The organism is Stenotrophomonas sp. YJH_SMC_21 (genome assembly GCF_059369555.1).
Genome location: NZ_JCAFSU010000016.1, coordinates 69,033 through 83,297, shown reverse-complemented (window position 1 = coordinate 83,297; position 14,265 = coordinate 69,033). Strand labels below are relative to the sequence as shown.

15 protein-coding genes and 1 tRNA gene are annotated in these 14,265 nt (G+C 66.7%); 9 read left to right on the top strand and 7 right to left on the bottom strand.

Annotated features, from left to right (window positions below):
* Positions 1-16: 16 nt before the first annotated feature.
* Entirely contained in the window at positions 17-493 is a 477-nt protein-coding gene (locus AC5P67_RS17245; protein WP_005410806.1) for a hypothetical protein, read from the bottom strand.
* Between the two features lie 246 nt (positions 494-739).
* Positions 740-1,618 carry a 30S ribosomal protein S6--L-glutamate ligase gene (gene rimK, locus AC5P67_RS17240; protein WP_227415895.1) on the bottom strand — a complete coding sequence of 293 codons (879 nt, stop codon included), beginning with the start codon at positions 1,616-1,618 and terminating at the stop codon, positions 740-742.
* A gap of 129 nt (positions 1,619-1,747) precedes the next feature.
* On the opposite strand from rimK, the gene AC5P67_RS17235 reads away from it, so the two are divergent.
* Complete coding sequence (locus tag AC5P67_RS17235; RefSeq protein WP_138969818.1) at positions 1,748-2,185, top strand: acyl-CoA thioesterase; 438 nt, start codon at positions 1,748-1,750, stop codon at positions 2,183-2,185.
* On the opposite strand, the gene AC5P67_RS17230 is transcribed toward AC5P67_RS17235, so the two are convergent.
* The 4 genes from AC5P67_RS17230 to AC5P67_RS17215 form a co-directional block, all read right to left on the bottom strand.
* Positions 2,186-3,340 carry a hypothetical protein gene (locus AC5P67_RS17230; RefSeq protein WP_495214997.1) on the bottom strand — a complete coding sequence of 385 codons (1,155 nt, stop codon included), beginning with the start codon at positions 3,338-3,340 and terminating at the stop codon, positions 2,186-2,188.
* A 74-nt stretch (positions 3,341-3,414) separates the two neighbouring features.
* Complete coding sequence (locus tag AC5P67_RS17225) at positions 3,415-3,819, bottom strand: DUF805 domain-containing protein (protein WP_495214982.1); 405 nt, start codon at positions 3,817-3,819, stop codon at positions 3,415-3,417.
* Positions 3,820-4,136: 317 nt separating this feature from the next.
* Positions 4,137-4,210, bottom strand: a tRNA-Gly gene (locus AC5P67_RS17220).
* A gap of 114 nt (positions 4,211-4,324) precedes the next feature.
* Positions 4,325-6,178 carry an autotransporter outer membrane beta-barrel domain-containing protein gene (locus tag AC5P67_RS17215; protein WP_495214980.1) on the bottom strand — a complete coding sequence of 618 codons (1,854 nt, stop codon included), beginning with the start codon at positions 6,176-6,178 and terminating at the stop codon, positions 4,325-4,327.
* 206 nt (positions 6,179-6,384) lie between these two features.
* Here AC5P67_RS17215 and thiS point away from each other — a divergent pair, with 206 nt between their 5' ends.
* The 4 genes from thiS to AC5P67_RS17195 all read left to right on the top strand — a co-directional run bounded on the left by thiS (position 6,385) and on the right by AC5P67_RS17195 (position 10,140).
* Positions 6,385-6,585 (top strand): sulfur carrier protein ThiS, encoded by a 201-nt coding sequence (thiS, locus tag AC5P67_RS17210; protein ID WP_005410812.1) that lies wholly within the window; start codon positions 6,385-6,387, stop codon positions 6,583-6,585.
* Between the two features lie 151 nt (positions 6,586-6,736).
* On the top strand, positions 6,737-7,531 hold the full coding sequence (locus AC5P67_RS17205) for a thiazole synthase (protein WP_005410813.1): 795 nt from the start codon (positions 6,737-6,739) through the stop codon (positions 7,529-7,531).
* Entirely contained in the window at positions 7,531-8,265 is a 735-nt protein-coding gene (gene trmB / locus AC5P67_RS17200; RefSeq protein WP_049429900.1) for a tRNA (guanosine(46)-N7)-methyltransferase TrmB, read from the top strand. Before AC5P67_RS17205 ends, trmB begins: the two co-directional genes overlap by 1 nt.
* Before the next feature lie 27 nt (positions 8,266-8,292).
* Positions 8,293-10,140, top strand: a complete 1,848-nt coding sequence (locus AC5P67_RS17195; RefSeq protein ID WP_099561921.1) for an SLC13 family permease — start codon at positions 8,293-8,295, stop codon at positions 10,138-10,140.
* Positions 10,141-10,521: 381 nt separating this feature from the next.
* Here the strand turns inward: AC5P67_RS17195 and AC5P67_RS17190 are convergent, their stop codons facing one another.
* Entirely contained in the window at positions 10,522-10,857 is a 336-nt protein-coding gene (locus AC5P67_RS17190; RefSeq protein WP_099524702.1) for a Rieske (2Fe-2S) protein, read from the bottom strand.
* Positions 10,858-11,035: 178 nt separating this feature from the next.
* Here AC5P67_RS17190 and AC5P67_RS17185 point away from each other — a divergent pair, with 178 nt between their 5' ends.
* The 4 genes from AC5P67_RS17185 (at position 11,036) to AC5P67_RS17170 (ending at position 14,215) form a co-directional block, all read left to right on the top strand.
* Positions 11,036-11,317, top strand: a complete 282-nt coding sequence (locus tag AC5P67_RS17185; protein ID WP_495214976.1) for a hypothetical protein — start codon at positions 11,036-11,038, stop codon at positions 11,315-11,317.
* A gap of 75 nt (positions 11,318-11,392) precedes the next feature.
* Positions 11,393-12,109, top strand: coding sequence for a fumarylacetoacetate hydrolase family protein (locus tag AC5P67_RS17180; RefSeq protein WP_087802752.1), 717 nt, complete (start codon positions 11,393-11,395; stop codon positions 12,107-12,109).
* Between the two features lie 54 nt (positions 12,110-12,163).
* Positions 12,164-12,568, top strand: coding sequence for a large-conductance mechanosensitive channel protein MscL (gene mscL, locus AC5P67_RS17175; protein ID WP_005410819.1), 405 nt, complete (start codon positions 12,164-12,166; stop codon positions 12,566-12,568).
* Between the two features lie 225 nt (positions 12,569-12,793).
* Complete coding sequence (locus AC5P67_RS17170; protein WP_495214975.1) at positions 12,794-14,215, top strand: M28 family peptidase; 1,422 nt, start codon at positions 12,794-12,796, stop codon at positions 14,213-14,215.
* The last annotated feature ends 50 nt before the right edge of the window (positions 14,216-14,265 follow it).

The following is a 14,265-nucleotide window of genomic DNA, read 5'->3' as shown; positions in this document are numbered from 1 at the left end:
CGGGGCAGCGGAAGCCCTACCGCGAGCTGGCAGGGTTGAAGTTGTTGAAGGTGCGCTGGTCGTTCAACAGCGCCTTGCCCTTTTCCTCGATCCGGCGGCGTTCGGCCACTGTCAGGCAGCGGCTTTTGGGCATGTTGCTGCCGGTACTGCGCGTATGCTGGCAGATCTGCCGGCTGTCCTCGTGGGCGCGGGTGAGCAGGGTATTGATCCGCTCCTGGTCGTTGAAGACCTCCCCCTGCACCTGCGGCGGCAGTTCCTGCACGCTCTGGTGGCCGCCCATCCTCGCGGTGATCCGGGCCAGCGCTTCGCGCACGGTGCTGCGGTCATCAGCGGAAATCTCGCTGTAATCGCCATCATCCAGGGCCTTTTCGACCTGGCGCACCTGCTCGGCCACCGGCGACTGCCGGTCCATCTGCACAACGGATTTCTCCGGCTTGGCCGCAGCAGATCCGGCCAGGCCCAGCAACAACGCGATCATCGTGATGCGGTACATCGCCAGCCTCCGATCCATCCAGGAACGATGGTGGCCACTCTACGGCCGTCACGCCACCTCCACAAGGGACAGCGGGCAGGCATAAAAAAGACCCAGGCGGTGCCCCCGCCTGGGTCTGAAGTTGTATCCCGATACCGATCCTGCTGAGAGGCAGAGCTGCGGTTCGCTGAAGCCTACGCGTGGGCCGATTAAAGGCTTGTTAAAGCCGGCCTCATCCGCCCTTGAGAATCTCAAGCCGCTGAATACTCAGGGTTTTTTAAGCTTCTCGACGTGCTCGATGATGCGCGTGGCCACGTCCACCCCGCAGACGGCCTCGATCCCTTCCAGCCCCGGCGTTGAATTGACCTCCAGCACCAGCGGGCCGCGCGCGGAGCGGATCAGGTCCACCCCGCACACCGACAGTCCCAGCGCCTTGGCCGACCGCACCGCCACCTGCTGCTCGGCACGGCTGGCCTTGGCCGCCACCGCCGTACCCCCGGCATGCAGGTTGGAGCGGAAGTCACCTTCCGGCGCCTGCCGCTGCATCGAGGCAACCACCTGGTCACCGACCACGAAGCAGCGCAGGTCTGCGCCCTTGGCCTCGCCGATGAATTCCTGCATCAGGAAATTGGCGTACAACCCGCGCAGGGCTTCGACAATGCCGCGCGAGGCGCTGGCCTTCTCGGTAAGGATCACGCCGCGCCCCTGGGTACCCTCGTTGAGCTTCACCACATGCGGCGGTGGGCCCAGCATGGACAACAGGTCGACGGTGTCGTCGGGGTTGTCGCCGAACACAGTGACCGGCATGTCGATGCCCTTGGCCGCCAGCAGCTGGTGTGCGCGCAGCTTGTCGCGCGAACGCAGGATCGCGTCGGACGGATTCGGGGTGCGTGCACCCATCAGTTCGAACTGGCGCAGCACGGCCGTGCCATAGCGGGTGATCGAGGCACCGATGCGCGGGATGACCATGTCCACGCCGGTCATCGGCCGGCCCTTGTAATGCATCGAAAAGCCATCGGCGGCAATGCGCATGTAGCAGCGCAGCGGATCGAGGATGCGCACGGTGTGGCCGCGCGCGCGCGCCGCCTCGACCAGCCGGCGGGTGGAATACAGGGAACTGTTGCGGGACAGGATGGCGAGCTTCATCGCGGCAGGATCGGGCGGCAGGCGCGCAGCATAGCGCGGGCGTGTGGCGGGTGGATGATGCCCTGCGGCGTGGCTTGCTCCGGCGCAGGCGGCACACTGCGGGGGCAGGCCAGACCGCAAGGAAACCCGATGTCGATCACCGTATTTCCGCGCTTCTCCGAAGTGGATGTACTCGGCCACGTCACCAACACCGCCCTGCCCGTCTGGTTCGAGGAAGGCCGCCAGGAGATCTTCCGGCATTTCAGCCGCGAGGCCAGCATGCGCGACCTGGCACTGATCCTGCGCCGCTACGAGATCGACTTCCTGCAGCAGATACAGGCGGGACACGAAGTGCGCATCGAGACCCGGATCGAGAGCATTGGCCGCTCCTCGCTGTCGATCGTGCAGCAGGCGTTCCAGTTCGAGGCCCTGGTAGCCAGCGGGCGCTGCGTGATGGTTCATTTCGACTACACGGCCAACGCCTCGCGCGAGATCGATGCGGAGCAGCGCCAGGCGTTGTCGGGGCTGCTCACCGAGGAATATGCACAGTCGCTGCGGGAAACGAGCGCGCGCGCCGCCGAGGCCTGATCAGCGCGAGGGAAGGCGCAGCCTGAAGCGCCCATCCCGGGCGCGCAGCGCCAACCCGGTTTCGCGCCATTCCACAGGCAGCTCCAAGGCTGTGTGGCGCGTGGGGTATCGATGGACGGCATCGGACTCCCAGCGTTCCTCATAGGCTTCGCACTGGAGTGTGCCGTCGTCGTCAACGTCGATCACATTGATCCAGGCCACGCTCCGGTCCTTGCCGAAGCCCCCCATCGCATGACGGGCAAAGGCCTGCCAACGCCCCTGCCAGCAGGCGAGCCATACGCCCTCGATGGGTCGCAGGTTTTCATCAAGCACACTGCCGGCCACCACCACGCAGCGTCCCGACGGGCTCGCGATCACCGTCTCCAGATCACAGGCGTGGCGACCACTGAAGGCCTCGTCAAGGTAGAGGGAATACGGGCAGATGCACGCGAACAGCGCCGGATGCGCGGTCACGCGCAGATCCTCGGGAAGCAGCGGGACCGCGCGCAGCACCCGGGCATCAGGCAGGACGTGCCTCAGCTCCTGCGGCACTCCGGCGGCCAGCGCCGGATGTCCGTGCTCCAGCCATAGGCCTCGGCAGGGATGCAGCTGGGTCACGCCGCCGGGCTGGCTGCGCAGCCATGACTCCGCCCCGGCGTCCCCATCGGACTGCTGGCGCTCGCTCAGCTGCTGCCGGAACAGGCCGGGAGCAACCGCAAGCACGTGTACCGCCTTGCGGCGCTCGTCGTAGACGAACACTGCTTCGCATCGATCAACGTACCCGCTGGCCAGGCGCAGCGCGCCTCCCGGCAGGTCCAGCCATTCACCGCTGGCATCACGACTGCCTCCAGTGGATACGCCTTCGACGATGGCGCCATCGCGCAGCATCTGCGTGCTGTACGCCGGCCCGCCCATGCCCAGCTCGCCCCAATCCAACAGCACATCATGTGCGGGCGGCCGGTCGGCAAAGGGCTTCATCGATCGCGAGCGCAGGCGTGAACCGCCCACCGCATCGCCGACCAGATCGATGCGCTGCAACGCGCCCCCCAGCGCAAGGCACACGACAAGGCCGACAAACACGCCCCAAGGTGACCACCAGGCTACGCAGACGGCGACCCAGGCCAGGAACGGCAACCACTGGGTGTAGCGCCTGACGGCGCTTCGATCAACCGACATGCGGATGAGAGGGACGCAGTTGAGAACCGTCCACGACTTCAACGCCGATCTGATCGATTGCGCCCGGTGCGGGTTCAAGCATCCTGCACTCCAGGAACTGCACCGAATCGATTCTCTTCCTCGCTCCCGGGAAGCAGCATGACCGGAAAGAGCACGAACACCCCCAACGGAATGAACGCGATCAAGGTGTACCAGCCTGACTCGTCGATATCGTGCAATCTCCGCACGGTCAGGGCCAGCATCGGAGGCAGGAAGACGATGACAGCGCAGACGGTCATGACCCATCCCAGCTTCCACAGGATCTCTGACGTTTCCCAATCGAACGACAGGTAGCCGACCAGCCAGTAACCGCGATCCATCACGCTGTAGCTCACCGCTATCACGAACCCGGCAAGCAGCGAATACGACCAGAACTCCCGCCGGTCGGATCGCCCGGAAAAATCAAAGCATCGCCTGATGGGCACAAGTGCAGCGATCATTCACGCTCCGGGCAACGGATGATGGGCGTCAACAGCTAACGATCTTTTAGCATTCCGAAGCCAAGCATCAACTGAACCCTGCAGCCTGACCAAGCCCGGAAGGCCACAGCGGCTGCGGCTGCGGCTGCGGCAGGGGAATTCCTGTCCTGCAGGCTCCGCGCCAGGGCGCATCCGGACACGGTCGATCCGGCCAGGGGATGTTTGCGAAGCAAGCGCCCAGCCCAGGCCTTCACCGGCCATCTCGACCGGGATCCGTGCACGGAAAAGCGGGGTTCGGATATCGCGGAGCATCTGCCTGATGCAGACCGCTGGAAACATGGAGCGGGCGATGGGAATCGAACCCACGTCAGTAGCTTGGGAAGCTACAGCTCTACCATTGAGCTACGCCCGCGTTGCGGTGGAAAGTCTATGCGCTGGGCCCCGTGTTGCGCAATGGTGCCCATCGCATCAGCCCGGGGTCAAAGCCCTCTCGTTGCCGGGAGGGCCGACCCCGCCTGGTTTCTGCTTAGAAGCTGCCGCTGAAGTTGGCGAACAGCGTTGCGTCCTGGGCACGCTTCTGCCCGGCCGAAGCGCTCAGGCCGAAGTTGCTCTGCAGCCCGAACAGTTCGGTGCGGGCACCCAGCACGACGGTCGCGTAGTCCTTGTCGAACTTCAGGCCCGGCACACGGTAGCTGCCCAGTTCCGGCAGGGTCTGCAGCCACGCGCTGCCCTGCTTGGTATCTTCGAACTCATGGTCGTAGGTCAGCTGCGCGTACGGCTTGAGGGTGCCGCCATCGAAGCGGGCCTGCCAGCCGATGCGGCCAACGGTCGAATCAACGTTCTGGCGGTCGTAACCCAGCGCGGTGGCCAGGGTGCCGGCCGCAGCGCTTTCGGTGTAGCCATCGATCTTCACCTTCTGCCAGATCACCGAAGCGATCGGACCGTGGCGGAAGCCGCCTTCGGTGCCGAACTCGTAACCGGCGTTCAGGGCGGCGGTCAGGTTGCTGCCGTCCGGCGAACCACCGTGCTCGCGGGTGGCCGGGCCCAGCTGGACCTTGCGGTTCACGTCGTACGACAGCCAGGTGTAGCTGACCTGGCCGTTCACCCAGACGCGATCGCCGTACCAGCCGGCGAACAGACCGGCGGTGGTGTCCTTCTGGGTGAAGTCGCCACGGCTGTTGCCGAAGTCGGCGTTGAGGCGGCCGAAGCCAGCGAAGCCGCCGACCACCACGCCGTCGCGCGCCCAGTCGATGCCGAACAGACCGGCCGGCGCCAGGCCGTCGTACAGATCCGCATGGTCGTAGCGCTGCAGGTCACCGCGCACGCCACCCCACCAGGACAGGCCGTCGGCCGGACGGCCGCCCAGGTGCATGCTGACCTGATCGGCACGCGAACGACCGATGGTTTGTGCCGAGTGACTCAGCACCTGCTGCAGGCGCGGGGCTTCCAGCACCGAGACCGCGTACTGGCCCAGCAGCTGGTGGCCCGCCGTGGTCGGATGCACGCCATCGGCGAACAGATAGGTGTTGGCCGCATCCGGGCTGACGTAGCTGGTCGGGTTGCAGCCGATGATGCTTGCAGTGGCGTTGTTCGGATCGATCTTGCAGGCGGTGCTGGTGACGTTGGTGAAGCCGTACATCGCCGGGTTGGCGGTTACTTCGCGCAGGATGCTGAAGGTATCAAGCGGGATGAACTCGATGCCGGCCTGCTTCAGGCCACCGTACAGGGCCTTGTTGTAGCCGGCCGACAGTGCGGTGGCGGCGGCGGCATTGGGACCACGGAACTGCGGAGTGATGCCCACGTCCGGCAGGTTCGGAACCAGCACGTACTGGGCGCCGGCCTGCTTCAGTGCCCCCACCAGTGCGATCTGGTCCGTGACCGCTGCGCCGATGATGCCCTGCACCTGGGCCTGGGACGCGCCGCCTGCCGCCGCACGGGTGGCCGCGAACAGATCATTGGCGCCTCCCCAGACGGTGTACAGCGCGTTACCGTCAGCCTTGCCGCCATTTGCGGCAAGGTAACGGGCGGCCTGCGACTTCAGCGACGGAATGGCACCCAAGCCACCCGCTTCGTCGACCGATACGCGGGCGCCACCGACAGCATAGTTGTCACCCTTCTGGCCGTTGCCGTTGGCACCGCCGTTGAGGCCGTAGTAATTGGCGACCTGCTGCGACCACACCCAGCCCGGGTTGGTGGTGAACTGACCGGTGACCGGCTGCACGCCCGGATCAAGCAGCGGGCGGAAATAGCCGGCATCGGTCAGGCTGTCGCCGAAGAACACGGCCTTGGAATACGGGGATTCGCCTGCCATGGCCGGAAGCGCGGCCAGCGCGATCGCGGCCGCCATCAGGGTGCGGATCGGGCGTTTGCTGAGCAGCATGAAAAAACTCCTGTGGGGATATCGTTGAGGACCCGGCGGACGTACGCCGGCGCACGGTGAATGGTTTCACTGCGCCGCGTTTTGCTCACGCTGCGCCGCCGCATGGATTGTCGCCCGATCGCCGGGAAACCTGCTGTGCCGGAGCTGGCGCCCCGTTCAATTTGCAAGTGTTCCGATCCCGGCGGGCTATCGGCGACAATGCACGGATGAACATCCAGCTCAATGGCGAACCCCGCGCCCTGCCCGCTTCGGCAACCCTCCACGACCTGCTCGAGGCCGAACAGTTGCTGCAGCGCCGGGTGGCGGTCGAGGTCAACGGCGAGATCGTCAGCCGCAGCCGCCACGGCGAGCACGTCCTGGCCGAAGGTGACGTGGTGGAGATCGTGCACGCGTTGGGCGGGGGCTGAGACCTCCGGGTGGTGCCGGCCGCTGGCCGGCAATCCGACGCTGTCAGGCACCCCGCATTTGCCGGCCAGCGGCCGGCACTACCCTCGCCCTACTGCGGACAGCACCGCCTTGCGTGATCCCATCTTCAGGCGGATAGGCGATAATCGCGCCATGAACGTTCATGTCTCCCCCGATTCGCTGGTGATCGCCGGCAAGACCTATGGCTCGCGGCTGCTGACCGGCACCGGCAAGTTCAAGGATCTGGAAGAAACCCGCCTGGCCACCGAGGCCGCGGGCGCCCAGATCGTCACCGTGGCGATCCGCCGCACCAACATCGGGCAGAACCCGGGCGAGCCGAACCTGCTCGACGTGCTGCCGCCGGAGCGCTACACCATCCTGCCCAACACCGCCGGCTGCTACACCGCCGAAGATGCCGTGCGCACCTGCCGCCTGGCCCGTGAGCTGCTGGACGGCCATAACCTGACCAAGCTGGAAGTGCTGGGCGACCAGAAGTCGCTGTACCCGGACGTGGTGCAGACCCTCAAGGCTGCCGAGCAGCTGGTCAAGGACGGCTTCGAAGTGATGGTCTACACCTCCGACGATCCGATCCTGGCCAAGCGCCTGGAAGAGATCGGCTGCGCTGCGGTGATGCCGCTGGCCGCGCCGATCGGTTCGGGCCTGGGCATCCAGAACAAGTACAACCTGCTGCAGATCATCGAAGACGCCAAGGTGCCGATCATCGTCGACGCTGGCGTCGGTACCGCGTCGGATGCCGCGATTGCGATGGAGCTGGGCTGCGACGGCGTGCTGATGAACACAGCCATTGCCGGTGCGCGCCACCCGGTGCTGATGGCCAGCGCCATGCGCAAGGCGGTCGAGGCCGGCCGCGAGGCCTTCCTGGCCGGGCGCATCCCGCGCAAGCGCTACGCCAGCGCCTCCTCCCCGGTGGATGGGCTGATCGGCTGATGACCAATCCTTTCGACAGCGCCGGTTCCAAGGCCCCGCCCAAGCCCTTCACCGTCAGCGAGGGCCGCCGCGAGGTGCGCAGCTTCGTGCTGCGCCAGGGCCGCTTCACTCCCGCCCAGCAGCGCGCGTTCGACGAACGCTGGCCGCGCTTCGGCATCGACTACAACGGCCAGCCGCGTGACCTGGACGCCACCTTCGGCCGCCCGGCGCACAAGGTGCTGGAAATCGGCTTCGGCAACGGTGCCGCGCTGCGCTTCGCCGCCCAGCACGACCCGTCGCGCGATTACATCGGCATCGAGGTGCACGCCCCGGGCGTGGGCCGCCTGCTGAACGCGCTGGCCGAGGACAACGCCGACCACGTGCGCCTGTACCACCACGATGCCGTGGAGGTGCTGCAGAACGAGATCGCCGACGGCGCGCTGGATGAAGTGCGCATCTACTTCCCGGACCCGTGGCACAAGAAGCGCCACAACAAGCGCCGCCTGCTGCAGCCGGCGTTCGCCGACCTGCTGGTGCGCAAGCTGCGCCCGGGTGGCCGCCTGCACTGCGCGACCGACTGGGAAGACTACGCTGAGCAGATGTGGGACGTGCTCGATGCCACTGCCGGCCTGGTCAACCGTGCCGGCCCGCGTGGCAGCGTGCCGCGCCCGGACTGGCGCCCGCAGACCCACTTCGAGACCCGCGGCCAGAAGCTCGGCCACGGCGTCTGGGACCTGTTGTACGACCGCACCTGACGATCGCCTGAGGACGCCGCGCCCCACATGGATACCGCGCTGACGCTGACCAACGACATGAAGCTCGTGCTCGGGCTGGTCGGCTTCACGATGGCGATGTTCCTGTTCGAGCGCATCCGCGCCGACGTGGTCGCGCTGGTGGTGCTGGTGGTGCTCGGTGTCACCGGGCTGATCGCGCCGGAGGAAATCTTCGGCGGCTTCTCCGGTAACGCGGTGATGAGCATCATCGCCACCACCATCCTCGGTGCCGGCCTGGACCGCACCGGGGCGCTGAACCGGCTGGCCGCGTGGCTGCTGCGACGCGGTCATGGCGTCGAGCAGCGGTTGCTGATGATGACCACGGCCATTGCCGGCCTGAACTCGTCCTTCATGCAGAACCCGTCGGTGATGGCGCTGTACCTGCCGGTGGCTTCGCGACTGGCAGCGCGCACCGGCCTGACCCTGCAGCGCCTGCTGCTGCCGATTTCGGCGGCGATCGTGATGGGCGGTGCGCTGACCATGGTCGGCAATTCACCGCTGATCCTGCTGAACGACCTGCTGGCCTCGGCCAACAACAACCTGCCCTCGGGCCTGGCCACCATCGAGCCGCTGCGCATGTTCGCGCCGCTGCCGATCGGCGTGGCGCTGCTGATTGCGTCACTGCTGTACTTCCGCTACTACGGCGACCGCAAGCTGATCGAGGAAGAGAACCTGGTCAACGACGGGGTCACCCCGGCGCGCACCGAGAGCTACTTTGCCAAGACCTATGGCATCGAAGGCGATGTGTTCGAGCTGGTGGTCAGTGCCGAAAGCCCGCTGGTGGGCATGACCCTGGGCGAGGCCGAGAACCTGCACGATGCCCCGCTGCTGCTGGCCCTGAAGACCGGCAACGACACCCGCCTGGCGCCGCCGGCGGAGATGCGCATCTGGGTGGGCAGCGTGCTCGGCGCAATGGGTCCGCGCGAGCAGATCAACGACTTCGCGCAGAACCAGTTCCTGCGCATGTCTTCGCGCCTGAAGCACCTGGGTGACCTGTTCAACCCGAGCCGCGCCGGTATTTCCGAGGCGGTGGTACCGCCGACCTCGAACGTGATCGGCAAGAGCGCGGCCGACCTGCGCCTGCGCAAGGAGCGCGGCATCAGCCTGCTGGCGATCAACCGCGACAAGCAGGTGATCCGCGAGGACGTGCGCGACGTGCAGTTGCGCGCCGGCGACATGCTGGTCTTCCACAGCATCTGGACCGACCTGGCACAGGCGGCCAAGAGCCGCGACTTCGTGGTGGTGACCGACTACCCGACCGGCGAACAACGCCCGCACAAGTTCAAGATCGCCATGGCGATCTTCGCGTTGACCATCCTGATCGCGCTGACCAGCAAGCTGCCGGTGGCGCTGACGCTGATGACCGGCGTGGCCGGCATGCTGCTGACCGGCGTGCTGCGCATGGACGAGGCCTATGCCTCGATCAACTGGAAGACGGTGTTCATGATGGCCGGGCTGATTCCGCTCGGCTGGGCGATGGACTCCAGTGGTGCGGCGGCATGGGTGGCCGGCCACACCATCGACAAGCTGCCCACCGGCATCCCGGTGTGGGTGCTGGAGGTGGCGCTGGCGCTGCTGACCACGGCGTTCTCGCTGGTGATCAGCCATGTGGGCGCGACCATCGTGATGGTGCCGATCGCGGTGAACCTGGCACTGGCGGCGGGCGGCAACCCGACCGCGTTCGCGCTGATTGTGGCGCTGTCGGCGTCCAACAATCTGATGACGGCCTCCAACCCGGTGATCTCGATGATCACCGGCCCGGCCAACTACACCCCGCGCGAGATGTGGCGGGTCGGCGGACCGCTGTCGCTGATCTACACCTGCGTGGTGGTGTTGATGATCAACCTGATGTTCTGAGGGTTGGGGTTTGTTGGCAGGGCTGGGCCCTGCACCCCGGTAGTGCCGGCCGCTGGCCGGCAACATCAACGGCAAAAGCGTGCATTCCGTGGGATGGCGGGGTGGGTCCGGTTGCGGGGGACGCCGTAAACCCGTCCGTGGGGGCTTGGCCGCGGCATCCATGCCGCGGACACCCCCGCAACCGGACCCACCCCGCCTTCGACAGTTTCACGAGGCTGGTGGTGGGTGCCGACCGTTGGTCGGCACCGATCTCGCTCTGGTAGCTGTCGACTTGGTCGACACCGTAGATCCACGCCATGCGTGGATGAATCTCTGGATACCCATTGATGTGGATACCCATTGAGCCTGTGGGTGCGAACCTTGGTTCGCACACCGGTTGCCTCAAGCCAGGTAAACCTGCCCGTCGCGCACGTCCACCGGCACCGCGCGCAGGCGGTCGCCCTTGCAGGGGCCGGCGATGCAGTCGCCGCTGTCCAGCGCGAACGAGGCTCCATGCGCGGCGCAGACCAGGTGGCCTTCACGGCTCTTCAGGAACTGGCCGGGCGCCCAGTCCAGCCGGCGGCCGGCGTGCGGGCAGATGTTCAGGAACGCACGCACCTGCGCACCGTCGCGGTACAGCACCAGCGATTCGGCATCGCCATCAACCACCGCTTCGACCTCGGCAAACGCGCCATCGGCAATGGCATCAAGGGCGATCAGGGCGGCAGAGGCAGTCATGGCGAAGACTCGGACAGTAAACCCGCATTGTCGCACGCCCACTCAGGTGACTGGCTGCGACATGAACACAAGTCATTGATCCGTAATAAGCACAGGCTATATTTAACGAGTTTTTCACTCAATGACAGTGGCGCGTCCCGATACTCTGGTTTCGCTGATCCCAGCCTATCGAGCCGCCATGTTCAATCGCGCATCCGTCTTCAACCAGTTCCGCACCCTGTTCGCGCCGCGCAAGCCGCGCCATCCGCTGGTGCGCGTTGCCGTGGGCCTGCTTGGCCTGGCGATCCTGGCCGCGATGGTGTTCATCGGCGTGTTCGTCGGTGCGGCGATGATCCTGGTGGGCCTGGCGTGGAAGCTGCTGGCCTCGCGCAAGCCGGGTGTTGCCCGTCCGGTCGACCCGACCGTGGTCGAAGGCGAGTACCGCGTGGTACGCAAGCCGGTGTTGCCGGCCTCGCGCTGATCCACCTCCTGCGCGCCCGCTGACGGCGGGCGCCATGCGTTCTAGACTGCGGGCATGCCCTTCCTGGATGCCCGCATGTCCGATGTCTCCGATGTGATCCCTGCCATAGCCCTGCCGCGTGTACCGGTGGTGGGCGGTGGCAGTTTCCCCGTGCACCGCATCTACTGCGTCGGCCGCAACTTCGCCGACCACGCCCGCGAGATGGGCGCGGCGGTGCCGGCAGCCGATGACCGCGGCCGCCCGATGTTCTTCAGCAAGCCGGCCGATGCGATCGTGGTCGGCCACGACGATGCCATCCCCTACCCGCCGGCGACCGCCAACCTGCACCACGAAGTGGAGCTGGTGGTGGCGATCGGCCGTGATGCGCCCGCAGGCGAACTGGCCGTGGCCGATGCCGAAGCACTGGTCTACGGCTACGCCGTCGGCCTGGACCTGACCCGCCGCGACCTGCAGGCTGCGGCCAAGGACAAGGGCCACCCGTGGGATGCCGCAAAGGGCTTCGATGCCTCCGCGCCGATCAGCGAAATCGTCCACGCCGAAGAGGTCGGCGACCTGGCCGCGCTCAACCTGTCGCTGGAGGTCAACGGCGAGGTGCGCCAGCAGGCGCTGCTGGACCAGATGATCTGGAACGTGCCGGAGATCCTGCACGAGCTGTCCAAGCTGTGGCAGCTGCGTGCCGGCGACCTGGTGTTCATGGGCACCCCGTCCGGCGTGGCTGCACTGAAGCCCGGCGACCGCTTCAGCGCGCGACTGGAAAACGTGGCCGAGCGCCACGGCGTGATCGCCGGCTGACATCACCTGCGCTACCCTGCGCGCTGTCCACTTCCCCACCGGAGAAAAACAACAATGGGAATGCTCACCGAGTTCAAGGAATTCGCGATGCGCGGCAACGTCATCGACCTCGCCGTCGGCGTGGTGATCGGCGCGGCCTTCGGCAAGATCGTGACGGCGCTGGTCGAGAAGATCATCATGCCGCCGCTGGGCCTGCTGATCGGCAAGGTGGATTTCTCGCAGCTGGCGTGGACGCTGTCACCGGCCCGCATCGGGCCGGACGGCAAGGAGATTCCGGCCGTGGTGATCGGCTATGGTGACTTCATCAATACGCTGATCCAGTTCGTGATCGTGGCCTTCGCCATCTTCATCGTGGTCAAGGCGATCAACCGCCTGTCGCGCAAGCAGGAAGCTGCACCGGCCGCACCGGCCGAGGAAGTGGTGCTGCTGCGCGAGATCCGCGACAGCCTGAAGAAATAAGGCGGCAGAACGGTAGTGCCGGCCGCTGGCCGGCAACATCGGAACATGCGGAAGCCGGCCAGCGGCCGGCACTACCGCAGCTGCGCGAAAGCCCCGCTCCGGCGGGGCTTTCGCTTTGCCGGACATGGCGGAAAACAGCGTTCGCGCCAGCCATGACCTCCCGCCCATGCGCCGGGCTGAACGACTGTTAAGCTCCAAGGCTTAGGTCCCTTCCCGGAGTTGTCCATGCGTCGCCGCGTCCTTGCCATCGCATCCTCCCTCGCCCTGCTGGCCGCCCCGGCCTTCGCGGCGCCGCATACCACCACCCTGCCCCCGGCGTCGCTGGCCACCGCCGCGCAGCTGCGCGACCAGGCGCTGGCCGATGACACCGGCTGGAAGGTGGTCGAATCGCTCACCACCGAAATCGGCCCGCGCATCGCCGGCAGCGAGGCCGACGCCCGCGCCGTGGCCTGGGCCGAAGCCAAGTTCAAGGCACTGGGCTTCGACAAGGTGTGGAAGGAACCGGTGACCTTCCCGAAGTGGGAGCGCCGCAGTGAACACGCTGCCGTGACCGGCAGGAACCCGCAGCCGCTGCAGATCACTGCGCTGGGCGGCAGCCCGGGCGGCACGGTGGAAGCGGAGGTGGTGCGCTTCGCCGATCTGGCCGCCCTGCAGGCGGCACCGGTCGGTTCGCTGAAGGGCAAGATCGCCTTCGTCGATTACCAGATGCTGCCGTTCCGCGATGGCCGCGACTACGGCCGCGGCGGTGCAATCCGCAGCAAGGGACCGTCAGAAGCGATCCGCAAGGGCGCGGTGGGCTTCCTGATGCGCTCGGCCGGTACCGACTCCCACCGCGTGCCGCACACCGGCATCACCCGTTTCGATGATGGCCTGACCCCGGTGCCGTCGGCGGCACTGTCGGTGCCCGATGCCGACCAGCTGGCGCGCCTGCTGGCCCGTGGCAGCACCACGGTGAAGGTGGCGCTGGACTGTGGCTGGGATGGTACGGCGACCTCGTACAACGTGATCGGCGAGATCACCGGCCGCAGCCTGCCGAAGGAAGTGGTGGTGATCGGCGGCCATCTGGATTCGTGGGACCTGGGCACCGGCGCGGTCGATGACGGCGCGGGCGTGGGCATCACCATGGCCGCCGGCCACCTGATCGGCCAGCTCAAGCAGGCACCGAAGCGCACCATCCGCGTGATCGCCTTCGCCAACGAGGAACAGGGCCTCTACGGCGGCAAGGCCTATGCCGAGGCACACGCCAAGGACGTGGCCCTGCACCAGCTGGCCGCCGAGAGCGACTTCGGCGCAGGCCGCATCTACGCCTTCAATACCGGTTCACCGAATCCGGAAGGCTCACGTGAAGCGACCAGGCAGATTGCCGAAGTAATGAAGCCGCTGGGCATCGAGTACCAGGCCGACAAGGGCGGCCCGGGCCCGGACGTCGGCCCGCTGGCCGCCAAGGGCGGTGCGTGGGCGTGGCTGGCGCAGGACGGCTCGGACTACTTCCACCTGCACCACACCGCCGACGACACGCTGGACAAGATCGACCCGAAGGCGCTGGCGCAGAACGTGGCCGCGTATACGGTGTTCGCGTACCTGGCCGCGGAAGCCGATGGCAGTTTCGGCAGCGAAGCCAAGGCGACCACGCCGCCGAACGAGTGATGCGGTAGCGCCGGGCCATGCCCGGCGAGCGCAGCGGCAGGAGCGGTGCG